Origin of the sequence: Xenorhabdus ishibashii (assembly GCF_002632755.1) — a bacterium.
In the GTDB taxonomy this organism is placed as follows: Bacteria; Pseudomonadota; Gammaproteobacteria; order Enterobacterales; family Enterobacteriaceae; genus Xenorhabdus; species Xenorhabdus ishibashii.
Genome location: NZ_NJAK01000001.1, coordinates 1,004,842 through 1,019,948 on the forward strand (window position 1 = coordinate 1,004,842; position 15,107 = coordinate 1,019,948).

The 15,107-nt window shown below is 42.3% G+C and carries 12 protein-coding genes and 1 pseudogene; 4 read left to right on the top strand and 9 right to left on the bottom strand.

Annotated elements, in window-relative coordinates; all coding sequences use genetic code 11:
- Positions 1-49 precede the first annotated feature (49 nt).
- Positions 50-400, top strand: a pseudogene (locus Xish_RS04695) (site-specific integrase); the annotation flags it as partial.
- A 242-nt stretch (positions 401-642) separates the two neighbouring features.
- Here Xish_RS04695 and Xish_RS04700 read toward each other — a convergent pair.
- Positions 643-1,002, bottom strand: coding sequence for a winged helix-turn-helix transcriptional regulator (locus Xish_RS04700; protein ID WP_099116924.1), 360 nt, complete (start codon positions 1,000-1,002; stop codon positions 643-645).
- A gap of 116 nt (positions 1,003-1,118) precedes the next feature.
- On the opposite strand from Xish_RS04700, the gene Xish_RS04705 reads away from it, so the two are divergent.
- Together Xish_RS04705 and Xish_RS04710 are read left to right on the top strand one after the other, a co-directional pair.
- A complete protein-coding gene (locus Xish_RS04705) occupies positions 1,119-1,517 on the top strand; it encodes an NAD(P)H-dependent oxidoreductase (RefSeq protein WP_099116925.1) in 399 nt (132 codons plus the stop codon).
- Between the two features lie 32 nt (positions 1,518-1,549).
- Positions 1,550-2,587: an IS630 family transposase gene (locus Xish_RS04710; RefSeq protein ID WP_141553946.1), complete on the top strand. Its 1,038-nt coding sequence runs from the start codon at positions 1,550-1,552 to the stop codon at positions 2,585-2,587.
- Positions 2,588-2,902: 315 nt separating this feature from the next.
- On the opposite strand, the gene Xish_RS04715 is transcribed toward Xish_RS04710, so the two are convergent.
- The 7 genes from Xish_RS04715 to tssI form a co-directional block, all read right to left on the bottom strand.
- Complete coding sequence (locus Xish_RS04715) at positions 2,903-3,172, bottom strand: helix-turn-helix domain-containing protein (RefSeq protein ID WP_141553947.1); 270 nt, start codon at positions 3,170-3,172, stop codon at positions 2,903-2,905.
- A gap of 256 nt (positions 3,173-3,428) precedes the next feature.
- Complete coding sequence (locus Xish_RS04720) at positions 3,429-4,298, bottom strand: integrase domain-containing protein (protein WP_099116927.1); 870 nt, start codon at positions 4,296-4,298, stop codon at positions 3,429-3,431.
- 1,023 nt (positions 4,299-5,321) lie between these two features.
- Entirely contained in the window at positions 5,322-6,293 is a 972-nt protein-coding gene (locus tag Xish_RS04725) for a hypothetical protein (protein WP_141553948.1), read from the bottom strand.
- Positions 6,214-7,806 (bottom strand): hypothetical protein, encoded by a 1,593-nt coding sequence (locus tag Xish_RS18885; protein WP_244185923.1) that lies wholly within the window; start codon positions 7,804-7,806, stop codon positions 6,214-6,216. Before Xish_RS18885 ends, Xish_RS04725 begins: the two co-directional genes overlap by 80 nt.
- An 11-nt stretch (positions 7,807-7,817) precedes the next feature.
- Positions 7,818-8,087 (bottom strand): type VI secretion system PAAR protein, encoded by a 270-nt coding sequence (locus Xish_RS04735; RefSeq protein WP_099116928.1) that lies wholly within the window; start codon positions 8,085-8,087, stop codon positions 7,818-7,820.
- 20 nt (positions 8,088-8,107) lie between these two features.
- Complete coding sequence (locus tag Xish_RS04740; RefSeq protein ID WP_099116929.1) at positions 8,108-8,938, bottom strand: DUF4123 domain-containing protein; 831 nt, start codon at positions 8,936-8,938, stop codon at positions 8,108-8,110.
- Positions 8,935-10,968 (bottom strand): type VI secretion system tip protein TssI/VgrG, encoded by a 2,034-nt coding sequence (gene tssI / locus Xish_RS04745; protein WP_099116930.1) that lies wholly within the window; start codon positions 10,966-10,968, stop codon positions 8,935-8,937. The genes Xish_RS04740 and tssI overlap by 4 nt, the downstream gene beginning before the upstream one ends.
- A gap of 512 nt (positions 10,969-11,480) precedes the next feature.
- On the opposite strand from tssI, the gene Xish_RS04750 reads away from it, so the two are divergent.
- A complete protein-coding gene (locus Xish_RS04750) occupies positions 11,481-12,380 on the top strand; it encodes an IS982 family transposase (protein ID WP_099116351.1) in 900 nt (299 codons plus the stop codon).
- Positions 12,381-12,626: 246 nt separating this feature from the next.
- Here the strand turns inward: Xish_RS04750 and Xish_RS04755 are convergent, their stop codons facing one another.
- Positions 12,627-15,065 carry a DUF5906 domain-containing protein gene (locus Xish_RS04755; RefSeq protein ID WP_099118671.1) on the bottom strand — a complete coding sequence of 813 codons (2,439 nt, stop codon included), beginning with the start codon at positions 15,063-15,065 and terminating at the stop codon, positions 12,627-12,629.
- Positions 15,066-15,107: the final 42 nt, after the last annotated feature.

A 15,107-nucleotide genomic window follows, 5' to 3' on the forward strand; every position in this document is an offset into this window, starting at 1 on the left:
ATGGATATTATCGACGCAGCGAATGAATTAAATGAGCTGAATATATCTCATGTTCGTCCATACTAAATCATCAACTAATCCCGATGGAATAGTAATGCCTAATATCAGAAAGATGCGTGTTGATGATAACACAGCATGGAACTCCGCATTAAAGCGAGCTGGAATAGAAGATTTCCGATTCCATGATCTGAGGCATACGTGGGCTAGCTGGCTGGTTCAGTCAGACGTTCCATTATCAATTTTACAAGAGATGGGCGGATGGGAGTCAATTGAAATGGTCAGGCGATATGCTCATTTAGCGCCTAATCATTTGACTGAACACGCACGTCAAATTGATGAGCTTTTTGGAAATCTCGTCCCAAATCCGTCCCAATCGGGAAAAATAGTAGTTGCAAAGTAGGGATAAGTGCTTGATTTTTAATGGTACCCTACAGGATTCGATAAAATTCATTATTTTGTTGTTTTTAAATGATTTTAGTTAGTTCAATTTTCTATCGTACCCCCTCTAATACCCCCATATTATTTTGCCTCTGTTTGTCTAATTTCTGTTTGACTGGCACTGTTGAGAGCAGGTCTTTTATTGCAAAAATATCATCAATAAAGTAATTTTTGCTAAAAATGAAATAGTCATATCAAGATAACCTATGCATCTCTTGATATCTCATGTGACCATACCGATACAGCTTCCAAAACGGGTTTAAATGACTCCCCAAAATCCGTCAAAGAGTAAATAACCTTAATTGGTGGTTTATCTCCATATACTTCTCTTAAAACCAATCCATCTTTCTCTAACTTTTTAAGTTGTATACTTAACGTCATCTCCGTAATGTGAGGCATATCTTTTTTTAACTCACTGAATCTCTTATTTTTATCTTTCAAATAGTACAAAATCACACCTTTCCATTTACCGCCTATCAAATCCATAGCCATACTCACAGGGCAAGGATAATTCTTCCCATTCAATGAAACTTGGCAGGCTTCACCTTTTGTAACCTCAACCATAAATTCCGCTCTACTATCTAACTGGATAGTTATTGTAATAGAAAAAAATCATCATAAACTAATTATAGCAACTATCAAATTGATAGTTTTTAAAAATAAAACCAAGGAAATTGAATATGCCTTTAATGATATTGTCTCATCCAAATTTTGAACAATCAATTGCGAACAAAACAATTATTGATGAATTGAAAAATAGCAACATTGATCTTGAAATTCGTAACATTTATCAATTAAATCCAAATTACAATATCGATGTTAATTCTGAGCAAGAGGCATTATTAAGACATGATTTAATCATTTTACAATATCCAATGTACTGGTTTAATATGCCTGCAATCCTTAAAATTTGGTTTGATGAAGTTTTCACCTATCAATTTGCTTATGGTTCAAAGGGAGATAAATTAAAAAATAAAAGACTTCTGCCCAGTCTTACAATAGGACAACCAGAAAAAAACTTTAAAAAAGATAACAACCTATCTCTTATAGATATACCAATCGCCATTGAAGATGCTTGATTTCTTATTCAAACCAGATCATGCTTGCAACCATGAAAATTCCTCTGACACCAGAACAAAAACACGCCCTTGAATTGATGCATGATACTACTCGCGACAGTCGAGTCTGTGATCGCATTAAGGCGGTGCTTTTGGCCTCAGAAGGTTGGACTGCTCAGATGATTGCACAGGCCTTGCGTATTCATGAAAGTACGGTCAGCCGTCACCTGAAAGATTTTATCGCGCAGGAAAAGCTCACCCCAGAAAATGGCGGCTCTGAAAGCCATCTCTCTGCCGAACAAACCGCCGCCCTGATTGATTATTTGACCGCCAATTTGATGCATACCACAACCCAAATTGTGGCCTATGTCCAAGCCCGTTGGCAGGTTTCTTTCAGCGTGGGCGGAATGACAAAATGGCTTCACCGGCAAGGTTTCAGCTATAAAAAACCCAAGGGTGTTCCTCATAAATTCGATGCGCACAAACAGCAACAATTTATTGATGACTACAAGGCGCTGAAAGAGGAAGCGGGGCAGAACGAACCGATCCTATTTATTGATGCGGTGCATCCTTCACAGTCCACAAAGCTCAGCTATGGCTGGATGAAAGCAGGAAAAAATCAGGTAAAAGGGATCGAAACCACCGGCAGTCGTACCCGTCTCAATATTCTGGGCGCCCTGAATTTACAACGGATTGAAGACACCGTGATCCGTGAATATCCGCGCATCAATGCCGAAAATATCGCCTATTTCTTCGGTGCGCTCCGGGAAACTTACCCGCTTTCGCAAAAAATCCACCTCATTTTGGATGGAGCGGGTTACCATCGAGCCGAGTTGGTGAAAGATATTGCGTATGTCCTGAATATTGAATTGCATTACCTCCCACCTTACAGCCCAAACCTCAATCCGATAGAGCGATTGTGGAAGTATATGAATGAGCAAGTGCGTAACAATATCTATTTTCCGGATGCGAAGACCTTCCGTGAAACTCTTCGTCACTTTTTTCATGTCACTTTGCCAGAAAAAGCGAAAGAGCTCACGACTCGACTGACTGATAATTTTCAGATTTTAAAACCTGCATCTTCAAGTTAGATTGGTATAGCTTTCTTAAATCAATTAAAAGATCAGCAGAATACTCTCAAATGAAATATATCGAGCCAATTATTCTTTATGATATAGCAACAGTTAATGGGCAGAGTGAATACGAAATAAAAGAAAAAGCTAAAATTCATAGTAGAAAACTACAGAAGATAATTCAAAGATACATGGGATATTAATTATTTAAATACCTTTTAGTATTTCAACACTATCTTTATACAAATAAGCTAAAAAAATGAATAGCCAAGGCAACCAAAAAATAGATATAAACATTACTTTGCTTCATGGCTATTTCATAAACATTAAAAGCTATTCAACAGAAACTTTACGAACCTTGCGCTCAATGAGCTGGCCGTACATATCAAAATACCGACTCGGCCAGATTTCCGAAGGGTGGATTCCAAGATAATCCGCAATTATCCATTCGCCTTTAGGCCACTGCCTGCTGAGTGCATTTGCCAGTGTCGATGAACTCAGTCCCGCTTCACGAGAAAGAGCTGCTAAGGTTGTACCACGTTTACGTAATGCAGCGATGATATCAGCTTGGTGCCAGTCATTTTGAACATTGTTGTTATTCATTCCTGTTACCCCTTCCATAATTTAATCATTAATGGTGGCGATTCAGACAGGGTTCGCGGACTGGCACTCATAACCAGCGAGACTTACGTCTCCCCCACCTGAATCACCATTGAAAAGGCGATAACAGGCACACTGGCAAAATTTCTGCCAGTGTCTATGAGTGACAAGGCCGCGACGCCTTGACCATTAGATTTTGCTAATGGCGTGAATACTTTAACTGATTGTATTATCGGACTCAATAACCGAACGGCTAAGTTTAACGACTATAAACCCGTTCGACATAACGCCCCCGACCATCACCATGACCCAAATCCATTGAAACCAGTGCCCGTGCTTCCTGACGGTTAAAACTATTTTGCTGGTAAAAACGTAGAGCATCCTGCGCCCACGCATAGCGCAGGCTGTGGGGAGAATGGCAACCGGTTAAACCAATTTTTGTGGTGTGTGCTCGCCAGTAGTTCATGGCCTGCCTGAGATCCGGCTTATCAATCAACCTGCCGTCACGTTGCTCTGCAATGGCAATTGCCTGTTCTACAGCTTCTTTTACCGCTGTAACATTCAGTACACAGGTTTGTCTTGGTCGGCCGCCTTTTGTACCGAAGACAACATGCAGTTTTGGTTCTGGCTGCTCTAATTGTTTCCGCCAGCTTTTCAACGAAGCACTACACTGCACCGCTTCCTGAGAACGTAAGCCCATCAAACGAGTAAGTTTCAATGTGACGGCAAATCCGGCATCACGTTCAAGCGCCTTCTGATAAACCATCTGAAACATGGCATCAGAGATCGCTTGTTTTGTCCCAGCGCGGCTGGTGCCGCTTAATCCCAATGCCTGATTACTCAAACGCAGCGAGGTTTCAAGTTTCTCCCGGCCTGCCATGCGGAAGATATTACGCAGTGCGGACATTTCATTTTGCACCGTACGTTTGGCAATTCCCTGAGATAAGCGAGCATCAACATACTGTTCTACATGTTTGGCTTTCAAATGGCTGAGACTTTTCACCTGAATATTCAGGCTCAATAACAGCGCACCCAAACGCCCGGCGATCCGAATACGGTCGTGACAGGTCTTATGACTGCCTCCACCTTTCCGGGCAAAAAATTTTAATTCCTTAATCAATCGGCTCATTGGCTTCCCCTTATTGATACCTGACAACATGCGATCTCTGGCGCGCGACAATGCGGACAAAACAGAAAATATCTGCTTTATCCTTGACGAATATCTGTGCGCCAGAGTGAACGCAGGTTGAGGTATTGCGGGGTATCGGTTGAGTACGCTGTACTGCCGCCTGTATAAGCAGGTCATCCCCACTGGCGAAAAGCCAGCCTCGATATCGTCAAGTTCTCCTTTTTCAATCTAAAAATGCAGTTTCAGATTCACTGTGTGGTTAAGCAGGCATGAGCCTGTCAGAGCTGTGTTATCCTTTGGTTGCGGCGTCACTTTCAGCGATAAATCCGCAAAAAGTGACGCCTTGAGTTCTGTAAACAATCAACAAAAATCGTGCGAACGTTGAAGTGCCATCAGGCACAGCAAAACGCCGTAAGGTTAAATGTCAAACGGTAGTCATGTTGATGGATTAGCTGTAGAAAAATTGTCTGTTGAATAATTCAAACAGGGATAGATAAAAGTATGAACAGATACGCAAAAGCTATCCTGTTGTTCATTGAAGAGAAATAGGATTTATGTTGATTTGAAACGCCAGTGTACGAACCCACGTTCAACACACTTCAGTGACAAGATAAAACACCTTTTGGGCGTATTTTTAGTTTAAGAGACCTTCATTGCCAGACGAGGGTTTAGATGTCTTGGCAATATCTGCTTCCAAAGGTGGGCAGATGTACCGCAATTTTGCTCTCCCTTTCAGGCTACGGGAGTTTTACTGTCGCTAAAAAGCGTTTAAGTTGATTTAGACTACCTGATTTTTATAATTGTGGCAATAATAGATATTGCTATTTGATAAAAATCATTTATTATAACGGGAAAATACTATTAAAGTGAAAACTAACCATATTGTTATAATATATTTCATCATATGATTTATCTAACGAAATCATTATTAAAACCATGTTAATGATGATTTAATAATTTTATTAAATTAGTATAAACAAGGCCAGCCAGTATTATTAATAACTGACCAGCCTAATAAATTAATTACCTTGAAATAACGATTTTGCCATTGATTATAGATAAGTAAGGATTATAAGTCGTATTTCTCCCATTTTCCTTGTTGTGAAAGATGACAGGAGAAGAACCAAAAACACCTTTTTCTAAACGGAATAGACGACCATTTTTATAACTAACCAGTTTATATTTATTCCACTCAGGTTCTTTAATAAAAAAATTACCACTTATATCTTCGTCAAAATCCATCGAATCAAAAAATATTTTTGCGCTACTATTGTCTGCTATAGCCCATTCCTCCCATGCTGGCTGGCTCATTTTCCATACCTTATCCAGATCACGATGAGAAAAAGCACTACTAATCTCTTGATAAAATGCTTTTATAGCTGGTAAATCATTATCAGTAACTGGCTGCGCTTTTATCCACATCCAATTTGGTAAACTATTTACTGAAAATGTTTTTTGAGCCGAAAATAAATTTTTCTCTCCTTTTTTTGTGGATAAATTTGCATAATCAAATTTTTCATTTAAATTTATCGAATTTTTCGTTATAACGTTTCTGTTATCATCCACAGTTAACTTGATATTACTAATAATTTCACCTTGTTCATCATGTGAAGCAACTTTTCTAATTGTCGCTTCACACCATGATTCAGGATGAAATTTTTCTGTATCTCTATCAATTGATATACGACCCATTAATAATTCTATTGTATTAGATCCATTCTCCAAAAAAGCCGATATATTATAACCACTTGATTCTGTTCCTGTCCGTGAGGATGTGTTTTCTAGCATTAACATCCCATTTACTTTTAAAATACATAAACTACGCTGAGTATTAAATGAGACGAGATATTTATGTTCCATTGTTGGTTTCCCTAATGCGGTTTTTATTGTCATTAATAATGCAAAAAATAACAAGCTACCCCAAAGAGATCCTGTAAGTAGATTTTTCTTTTGGTAGTGGGTCTTGAAACACCCAAGGTTTTTCCATTGGTTCATATTCATCTTCTATAGGTACTTCCCATTGATTTTCATCATCTTTTTTGAGTTTAATGCTTGCCCCATATTTAATACTCGCTGACGCTTGTATTCCATCATGATAAAGTATTAACTCCATACTTTTTTCTGTAGATTCTAGTGCCACTAATACTTTGGCTGCTATTTGTGCAGAAGCATCAAAATAGCCATTAACAGCATAATAGCGAACACCCCCACGAATATTGGTTTCAGCTCTGATACCAAATCCAGTTTCTAACATCGTATCTTTTTTAAAAGACCAATCACCTTTATCATCAGACTCCCAACCAAACATAACACTCAAATCGCCACTGAGAATTAAATCTAATTGTGCACCATAGAATGCTCCATTTTTACCTTGCTTAACTTCTTGTTCGAGTTCTTCTCCCTTTTCACGTATTTTAGCCACCAATTTATTGACTTTAAAATAGGCAGCAAATATCTGAATAACATCGGCGCGTAATTCTAAACCTACTAAGGGTGTAGCCGTAATATCAGCATTATATTTATAGAAAATTTCATATTTATCACTGTGCGCAAGCTCATAACTGCCACTAATATTAATTAAAGGATAAATAAGATCTAAATTAATGACCCGGAACTTATCTTGATCATGCCCGAACGCAAGAAGATCATTGAATTTACCAATACTATCGATGGCAGTATCAATTGGCCCTAATTTCTTTTTCCCTTTTTTGAACTCAAACTCAAGTTCCTTTGACCAGCTACGTGTTTCAGTGCCTTTTTCGGCCGTGATTTTTCCCTCGATAGTTAGTGAATTACGAACTTCATAAGGTTTTGTATTTCTGCGCCATCCTTGTGAACCTTTATGTCGCATTCCATTATTTCTGTTGGTCTCTTTTTGTTGTTGCCTTCTCTGCTCATCGGTAAGTTTTTCAATTTCCTCTGATGCACCAATAGCAACATTAAATTCCTGTTTTTCATTCAGGACAAGGTGAATGTCTGAACCAAGAATCGCCTTATTACCTATTGTGGCGGTCAAAATTTTATCCGCCAGTTTGTATTTTTTATCTATCAATGGTTTTCCTGAGCATTCATCTGCTCTGACATAAAAACGTTCTTCTTCAATATGTGAGCCAAAGTCTCTGCTCAAAAAACGCTGTAAAATAACTATCGGACTATTTTCCATAAGGGAAAAATCACTAATTTTCTTTGAATAGACCAACTCTCCTGCATACGGTTTATTAGGTGAGAATTGTGCTACAGGCATTCCATTTTCACCCGATAAATTCCCAATGGGGCAGTTTGGATTGTGCGAAATACAGCCCTTACTAACGGCACTTAACTTTATAGGAATTTTAGGTTTATCCGCTTTATCTTCCGGTTTAGGAACCACATAATACAATGTAGCAGGAAAAGGAAACAGTTGTTCATAACTAAACGTTTTATCTCCCAGTGTTACATCAATCTTATGAGTACAATCATCCGGGTTATCACAATCACAGACTGCTGACCCTGCTTTTGTTGATGTCATTTTATTTCTCCTTAACCAATATTGACGCTGCCGCCGCCAATCACAACGCCACCACAATCCACTGCATCACCTGTTCTGGCGGCAGGCTTTCCCTCAATAAATACAGAACCTGAACCACCGGAAATGGCTCGTGGATGAGAATTGTGAGGTACTAATGCATCACCTTGTCGCGCAAGATAAGCACCATCAATTTTGACGGTACTGGCTCCGGTAATAACAGGCGTTGCGGAACAATTGCCGTGTTCTGTGCCGATATCGCCAATTTTAACTGCGTTACCCATAGTAATTTCTCTGTTTTTGATTAAAGCGGTACTTGACCCAATTCTTGAATTAACAAACGTTCGGCACGCATATGCCCCGATTGACCGTACTCAGTTAATTGGGAATAGATTGCTTTCGGCAGATCATCAAGTGTGAGGTAATGCCGGAGGATAAAGAACTGGAGTAATCCACGAACATTACGATCATCTGTAATGCCGTTTTCACTGAACCAGTCAAAAAATTGCCGGGCACATTCCACCGTATCGATGTGAGGAATAAAGTTAAAAGGCGCTTTTTCCAGCCAGTCAGGGATAAACCCGGCTAATTTTTCGATATAACGTTCAGTGAAAATGGCCTGTATTTTTTCCAACTGAACTTCGTTGATAACAAGCATTTTTCGTTTGCTGGTTGCACCAACGGGAAAAGGTTCTCTCACCTTAGCAAAGTTATCCGTGCGTTCAGCCTCAAGATAAAGTGTCGTAATGCGCGATATCGGCCCTAAAAAACAATGCAGCTCCCAGTCACTCAAGATGCCGAGAAAATCCCAGATATTACGCGGATCGTAAAAGCGAAAAAAAACGGGTTTTTCCTGTTTAGGTAGCAATACTTGCAGGTATTTGCGTAAATGTTGCCGCACGGTTTTCATGTCCGCTTCGCTGTGAACAAAAATACCCCACGGCGTTCTGCGGCATTCCAGCCAGATTTTAACTTCTTCAGTAACCTGTACCAGATAGGGTGCGATTTTAACCAGCTCAGGCTGGAGCGGTTCACCATAAAGGCAGGCAGAAGGCGGATCGTAACGCTCTAAGGCTAAAAATAAATCCGGTTCTGCTGCCCCATCAATAATGGCGTAGAGTTTTTCCTGACTCATTGCTGATTCTCCTTATCTTTCAGAGGACAGTGCGCGACGAACATTGAACCTTCACTGGCTGCCGCGAGCAAAATAGCAGGGTTGGCAGGCGCCAATAAATCACCGGGGCTACCGCCGGAGTTCAGATTAATGGCGGCACCCTTAATATCGATGCCGCCAGCATGAAGCACCACAAAACTCCCACCGACACGCAAAGTCAGCTTACTGCCACTTTGTAATGTCAAATCTCCCTGCGCATCAATACTGACAATACCCTGAATTTTTTCAGACAAATCGCCTTTGATTTGTAACGCACGGTCGCCGTCAATCTGTTCCAGATAGCTGCCGGCAGTTTTATGCTCCTGTTGGCCTTCAACCGTGACTTTACGGTTATTGGCGATAACCAATTCATCGTCATGCCCGATGCTGGTTGTGCGGTTATAGTTGATGCGTTCGTCGCGTGAATTGAGCACCTGAATGGCGAGGTTTTTCTGAGCATGGATAAAGACCTCTTCACGATCTTTTTCATCCTCAAAACGCAGTTCGTTAAATCCTTGCCCCTTATGCGTCTTCGAGCGGATTGACATTTGTGTTTTTGCCATCGGCAGTCGATTCGGCGGAAGATTATTGGCGTGATATGCCCGACCAACAATAATCGGCTGGTCAGGGTCACCGTGGATAAAATCCACCAAAACTTCGTGACCAATGCGGGGAATAGCGATCATGCCCATCAATGGCCCTGCCCATGCCTGACTGACACGCACCCAACAAGAACTGCTGTCATCAAGTTTACCGTACCGATCCCAGTCAAATTGGATACGGACGCGCCCATATTCATCGCAAAAAATTTCTTCGCCTTCCGGCCCGACGACAGTAGCAATATGCGGCCCTTCCATTTTGGGTTTCGGATAGGGAGAAGGGCGATAGGAGTTTTTGCGGCTGGTGAAAGTAAACTGGTTGGAAAGCCACGTGCCACTGCCGCCGTGCTGGGTTTCATCAGCTTGAGGTTGTTGGCCTGAGTGGGTTATCTGAATTAATTGCCATTGGTCATTCAAGGTTTCATTGGGATGATCTTCAAAATTAACCAGTTGCCCCGGCCACATAGCAAAACAGTCACCATTGCCGTTTCCTAGCTGCGTATCCCGGCGCAGGTATTCCAGACGATACTGGCTGACTTGTTGCCCCAAATTTTCATCTTTATAACGGCTGGGAAAATCGTAATAGTGGTAGTTTTTCAGCGTGCGCTGGTTGGCTAGATTATGCCCTTCATACCAGAACTCGCGGTTCATACGTGGATTCTTGAATGTCCGGTCTTTGGTTGTCACGGTGGCAACACCAACCTGTTCTGACCAGCTAACCTGCTGAATGCTTGTTGTTGAGCCAGTAACATCAGCTTCAGGACGATAAGGAACAGTGATCACGTTATTAAGCGACAGGCAGGAATCATGAAAAACGATGCGTTGCTCATGCTGTTCCTGGTCGAACGTGAAATAATAGAAAATGCCCTCATCAGCCAGCAAACGCTGCATAAAAGCCAGATCACTTTCATCGTACTGAACGCAGAATTCCCGTGGCGGGTGTTTGTAACCCACCAAAAATGTAGCATTGCGTACCCCATTTTCTTTAAGCAGGGTTTCCACAATATCCATCACGGACTGGTTCTGGAAAATCCGGCTATTGACCCGCAGCGAGGCGCGCCATAACAGAGGCTGAATAGTGATATGGTAGTGGCTGGTATGTCGCCCGGTAGACATGTGTGAAAAGTGCGTCACCATTCCGGTGATTTGTCGTTCAATCTGCCCGTTACGGTGAACGGCAAAAGCAGCATTCCGGTCAAGAACATCGGCAACGTTAATGCCCGGTTTTTGGCTGACCAGATTCGGTGTTTTACAGGTCAAGGTCGCTTCCAGACGGAAGAGGGAAGAAAGTGATTCGTGTAGGGAAAAATCAACAACAGCAAAGGTTTGTTCGGGTAGATTTTCTGTAATCAGCGTAAATACTAAACCAGAGCGATCAAGTCGCTGACTGACTTTATCAATTACCCTGTTCATTTGTACGCTCCATAATCTTTGGGTATATCAATCCTTAATGAGAGTCTGACTATCAAAAGTCATGTAATGATGAAATCATTGTTGCAGACTTTAGGTACGTTATTTAGCAGGATACAGTAGAATTATTTACACATACAACGATGAATAAAAGTACATCCGATAAATTGTGATTAATCACTCTTCTTAAATAAAACCAGGAAATTACTTAGTGTTAATTTCACAAAGCGAAACATATTTAAACCGCACTGACGCGCTGCGCTTGTCTTCTCCGATTTACCGGGCTAATACATTACCCCGGTAAATCGGAGAGTTGAAAAACACCTGCCAGAGAAAACTTTTTTGTTTACCCCCACCGTATTAAAGAAATAGGGATAAAACTGTTCACCCTGTTCACCTTTAAATATTTTATTTAAATTCACGCGATGCTCGACTTTCGAGGTGAGTTGAAATGACATAGCCACTCCTTTATAACTTTAAGTCGCCAAACTGAGAGAAATAAAGGAACAAGGGCTATGTCACAGCAAGATTTTATCATTTGGGTGTTTTGTTGGGTAGACGATAATTTAACAGCGTTACAGCAAGGCACACGATTGAGGAGCCGGGGGATCCCACCTAAGTTGAGTGATGCGGAAGTCATCGCGATGGAAGTGATTGGTGAATTCTTAGGATTTTCAACAGATAAAGGCATTTGGACGTATTTTTGTACCCACTGGCGCGCATGGTTTCCGGGGTTAGGTTCACGCGCTAACTTTGCCAAACAAGCCTCTAATCTTTGGGTTGTCAAACAAAAACTGCAAGAAAAGCTGGCGAGATTATTGGGCGCGTTCGACAAGCCGGTACATATTATCGACGGATTTCCGCTGTCCGTCTGTGGATTCAAAAGAGCAAAAGGCAGTGCCAACTTTAAAGGACAAGCCGATTATGGGTACTGCGCCGCCAAAAACGAAACTTACTACGGCTTTAAAGGGCATCTTATGATAGATGAAACCGGCGTGGTAACGGGGTTTACGCTGACACCCGCCAATGTCAGTGAGCGTGAAGCAACCTGGGATGTAATCGGCCCGATAAAAGGCTATTTGCTGGGTGATAAAGGGTATTTAGGTACTGAATTTAAACAAGAAATGAAAAAAGAAGGCATTGAAATGATAACCCCGGTGCGTGCCAATATGGATGACCCTGTCCCCAGAGAGACGAGAAAGCGCATTAATGCCAGGCGACGTTTAATTGAAACCGTCATTGGCCAACTCGCCGGGCAATTTGCTATCGAAAAGTGCTGGGCACGGGACTTGTGGCACTTGAGTAATCGAATAGCCAGAAAACTGCTTTCTCACACGTTGGGTATTTTTGCCAATTTTAAACAAGGAAAAAATCAACGCGACTGGCTCCAACAAGCCAAGGTTATAGGGTGTTAAAGTCGAGCATCGCGTTAAATTCATATTATTAAAGGGTGATGACTTGAAATTGAACTCATCACCACTCTTCACCCAACCGTTCACCCCAAAGCTGAAAAAAGGTGAACAGGGTTGAATAGTTGTGAACAGTTTAAAAATAACTCTTCACCCTATAATAGGTTGATATATCTGATTTAAATTACAGGGTGAACAGTAGTGAACACTTTTTTATATTCCTTTGAAAATTATCAGCAATAAAGAAAAAAATTATTCTTCTGGCAGGTTATTCCTTGTCAGTTTTGGCATCCACTCGATAGCGGTTTCAATGTTCAGGCTCAAATTGCTGCGAATGCCGTGTTTGCTTTTATTGCGCAGGTATTGCTGATTGTATTCTGCCAGTGCGCCCGGCATATCCATGCCAAAGCGGGTTACGGAAACGGGTTTATTCAGGTTATTGCCTTTCATGTAAGCAAGGTAGGCATGATAAAGGTATTTGCGGGGATTGAACGGCATAATTTCCGCATTACCGATTAACAGGCCGTCAGCTTCATCAGATGCAATCAAGTGGCCGCAGAAATCGACCAGTGGATCGGTGCCACGTTTGATATCCAGTGCTTCTTCCGATTTCTGTTGCTCTGCCAGTAATCGCCTTGCAATTTGTGGATCAGCGAATTTATGCAGTAGATGCCGGATAATGACGGGCAATTCTGCTGCAATTTTATCCCGCAGATGTGGGTCACGTTCATTTTCCGGTACAATCTCAGAAAAATTGAAAATTACCCGACGCCGTGACACACCACCACTGCGATCGCTAAAACTCATGGCATTATTGTTTACTGCCAGTACGACCGCAGGAATACGGGTTGAATAGGGTTGTTTATGCTTCGGATCGATAGCAACTTCATCGCCGCCGGTGATTGCCTTGATTCCAGAGCCATCGCCTACATAGCGGGTCTGGTCTGGCAGGATAATCAGAGAATAACCGACAATCAACGCCCTTTCCCGTGGGTTTTCCAGTGCTGCCATGCTTGCAGAAACCGTGTTGCCTTTGCCTGCCAGCATGGAACAGATTTCAGCAAAAATACTTTTGCCACTGCCTCCAGCCCCGGTAACTTCCAGAAATAGCTGCCAGTCGTAACGGTTCGCCAGCACCATAAACAGGGCTGCCAGTACCCGATCAAATTTGTGCTCACAGTTGGCTGTTGCCCGGTTAAGCCAGCGCCAGAACTGCGGTGCATGATTTTTCAGAGTCTCCCCCGAAACAGGGGGATTAAACGCAACATCATTGGCAAGCAGTAACCAGTCACTTTTACGATGAGGTCGGAACTGGCAGGCTTTCAGGTCAAACACGCCGTTACTGAATCCGATTAAGTGGCGTTCTGGTGGTTGCATCATGGGAAGCTGCAATTTCAGGGCATCTACGGCAGAACTGATACCATGCGGTGAATACGGCAGTTTCTCTTCCATGAAAGCAGCCACCATTTCCCGTTTTAAATCGCGGTCACTAACCGGACGCCAGACAATGCCGTCATAGTGATGAACGGTTTCCGAAGACCCATCCAGTGCTAAATCCCCGTCATAACGTGCCAGTAATACTTCTCCGCGCTGGCTGGCTCCCATTTGGCATAATGTCAGCTTGGAAGATTCGGTATCATTGGGCTGAGTGGTTGCTTTTTTCTTTGTTGGTACGGGTTGATAAAGCCCCTGAGAAAAGGCCAGCTTTGCCCTTTCCACATCATGTTGTTGGCGGTAATCGTCCCAGTCGGCTGTATACTCTGTCGGTGGTAACGTGACCCAACCCTTAACCGCAAGAGCTGCTTTTTCTGCTGAAATCTTGCCGATATTTACTTTGAGTTTGCCGTGCTTATCCAGTTCGTCGGGATGATGCCAGTCATTATCTGCTGCCAAAATAATTTTTGTGTCTGACCAACGTTCCCGAATCGCTTTAGCGACAGAATACAAATTACCTGCATCCAATGCTGCCAGAACAGTACCTTTATAGAGCAAGTTAGCTGTGAGCGCTGTGGCGTAACCTTCGGTAATGAGCACTGTATCGGGATGATCTTCCAGTTCTGAGACAGAAATAAATGCACCTTTTTTCTGGCTGCCAGACAGTAATTTTTTCTCTCCATTGGGTGTGATAATCTGCGCACCTGTTACTTTTTTATCCAGTGTTGTCAGTGCCAACAAAGTCGAATTATTGAGCAATAGCCGCTGATTAGGAAAATCCAGCCCTTTTGCAGCCAGATAGGGCGATTGACCAGCGACAGTTTGTGCCATTAGTGATGCCACTTTTTCGGCAATTGACTGCGTAGTTTGAATGGTTTCTCTGGAGGGCTTGGGTTCTGGCAAAGGCAATGCCAGTACGCCTGCAATGATTTTTGCTGCCTCAGTGATGGAAATTCCTTTGGTTCTTGCCACTAAATCCAGTCCATCACCATAGTTTGGATAATCACACTGGCGGCAATGCCAGTTGCCATGATGGTGATCATCAATAAAGTGAAAACGGTCGGTGCCACCGCAGACAGGGCAAGCACTATGTTTGCCCTTCGCTGGGATATCGATACCACAGGCAGGCAATAGGTTTTCCCAATGATACATAGCGGATTTTTTCACGGTCTGGATCAGGTCAAGCGGTTTTTGGTTGCCTGTGATATCTGAAGATGTAAATATAGGGCGAGTTTGGGTATGCTGTATATCAGCCATCATCGTTACTCCGGATAACGGTTGTTGGTCAGACGCCTCAGA

What these genes read in the sequence shown, in the direction of transcription:
- Xish_RS18885 (WP_244185923.1), bottom strand. Translation starts at nt 7,806, where the DNA reads ATGACATCAACAAAAGCAGGGTCAGCAGTCTGTGATTGTGATAACCCG.
- Xish_RS04750 (WP_099116351.1), top strand. Translation starts at nt 11,481, where the DNA reads ATGTCACAGCAAGATTTTATCATTTGGGTGTTTTGTTGGGTAGACGAT.
- Xish_RS04755 (WP_099118671.1), bottom strand. Translation starts at nt 15,065, where the DNA reads ATGGCTGATATACAGCATACCCAAACTCGCCCTATATTTACATCTTCA.
- Xish_RS04700 (WP_099116924.1), bottom strand. Translation starts at nt 1,002, where the DNA reads ATGGTTGAGGTTACAAAAGGTGAAGCCTGCCAAGTTTCATTGAATGGG.
- tssI (WP_099116930.1), bottom strand. Translation starts at nt 10,968, where the DNA reads ATGAACAGGGTAATTGATAAAGTCAGTCAGCGACTTGATCGCTCTGGT.
- Xish_RS04720 (WP_099116927.1), bottom strand. Translation starts at nt 4,298, where the DNA reads ATGAGCCGATTGATTAAGGAATTAAAATTTTTTGCCCGGAAAGGTGGA.
- Xish_RS04735 (WP_099116928.1), bottom strand. Translation starts at nt 8,087, where the DNA reads ATGGGTAACGCAGTTAAAATTGGCGATATCGGCACAGAACACGGCAAT.
- Xish_RS04710 (WP_141553946.1), top strand. Translation starts at nt 1,550, where the DNA reads ATGAAAATTCCTCTGACACCAGAACAAAAACACGCCCTTGAATTGATG.
- Xish_RS04740 (WP_099116929.1), bottom strand. Translation starts at nt 8,938, where the DNA reads ATGAGTCAGGAAAAACTCTACGCCATTATTGATGGGGCAGCAGAACCG.
- Xish_RS04705 (WP_099116925.1), top strand. Translation starts at nt 1,119, where the DNA reads ATGCCTTTAATGATATTGTCTCATCCAAATTTTGAACAATCAATTGCG.
- Xish_RS04725 (WP_141553948.1), bottom strand. Translation starts at nt 6,293, where the DNA reads ATGAACCAATGGAAAAACCTTGGGTGTTTCAAGACCCACTACCAAAAG.
- Xish_RS04715 (WP_141553947.1), bottom strand. Translation starts at nt 3,172, where the DNA reads ATGAATAACAACAATGTTCAAAATGACTGGCACCAAGCTGATATCATC.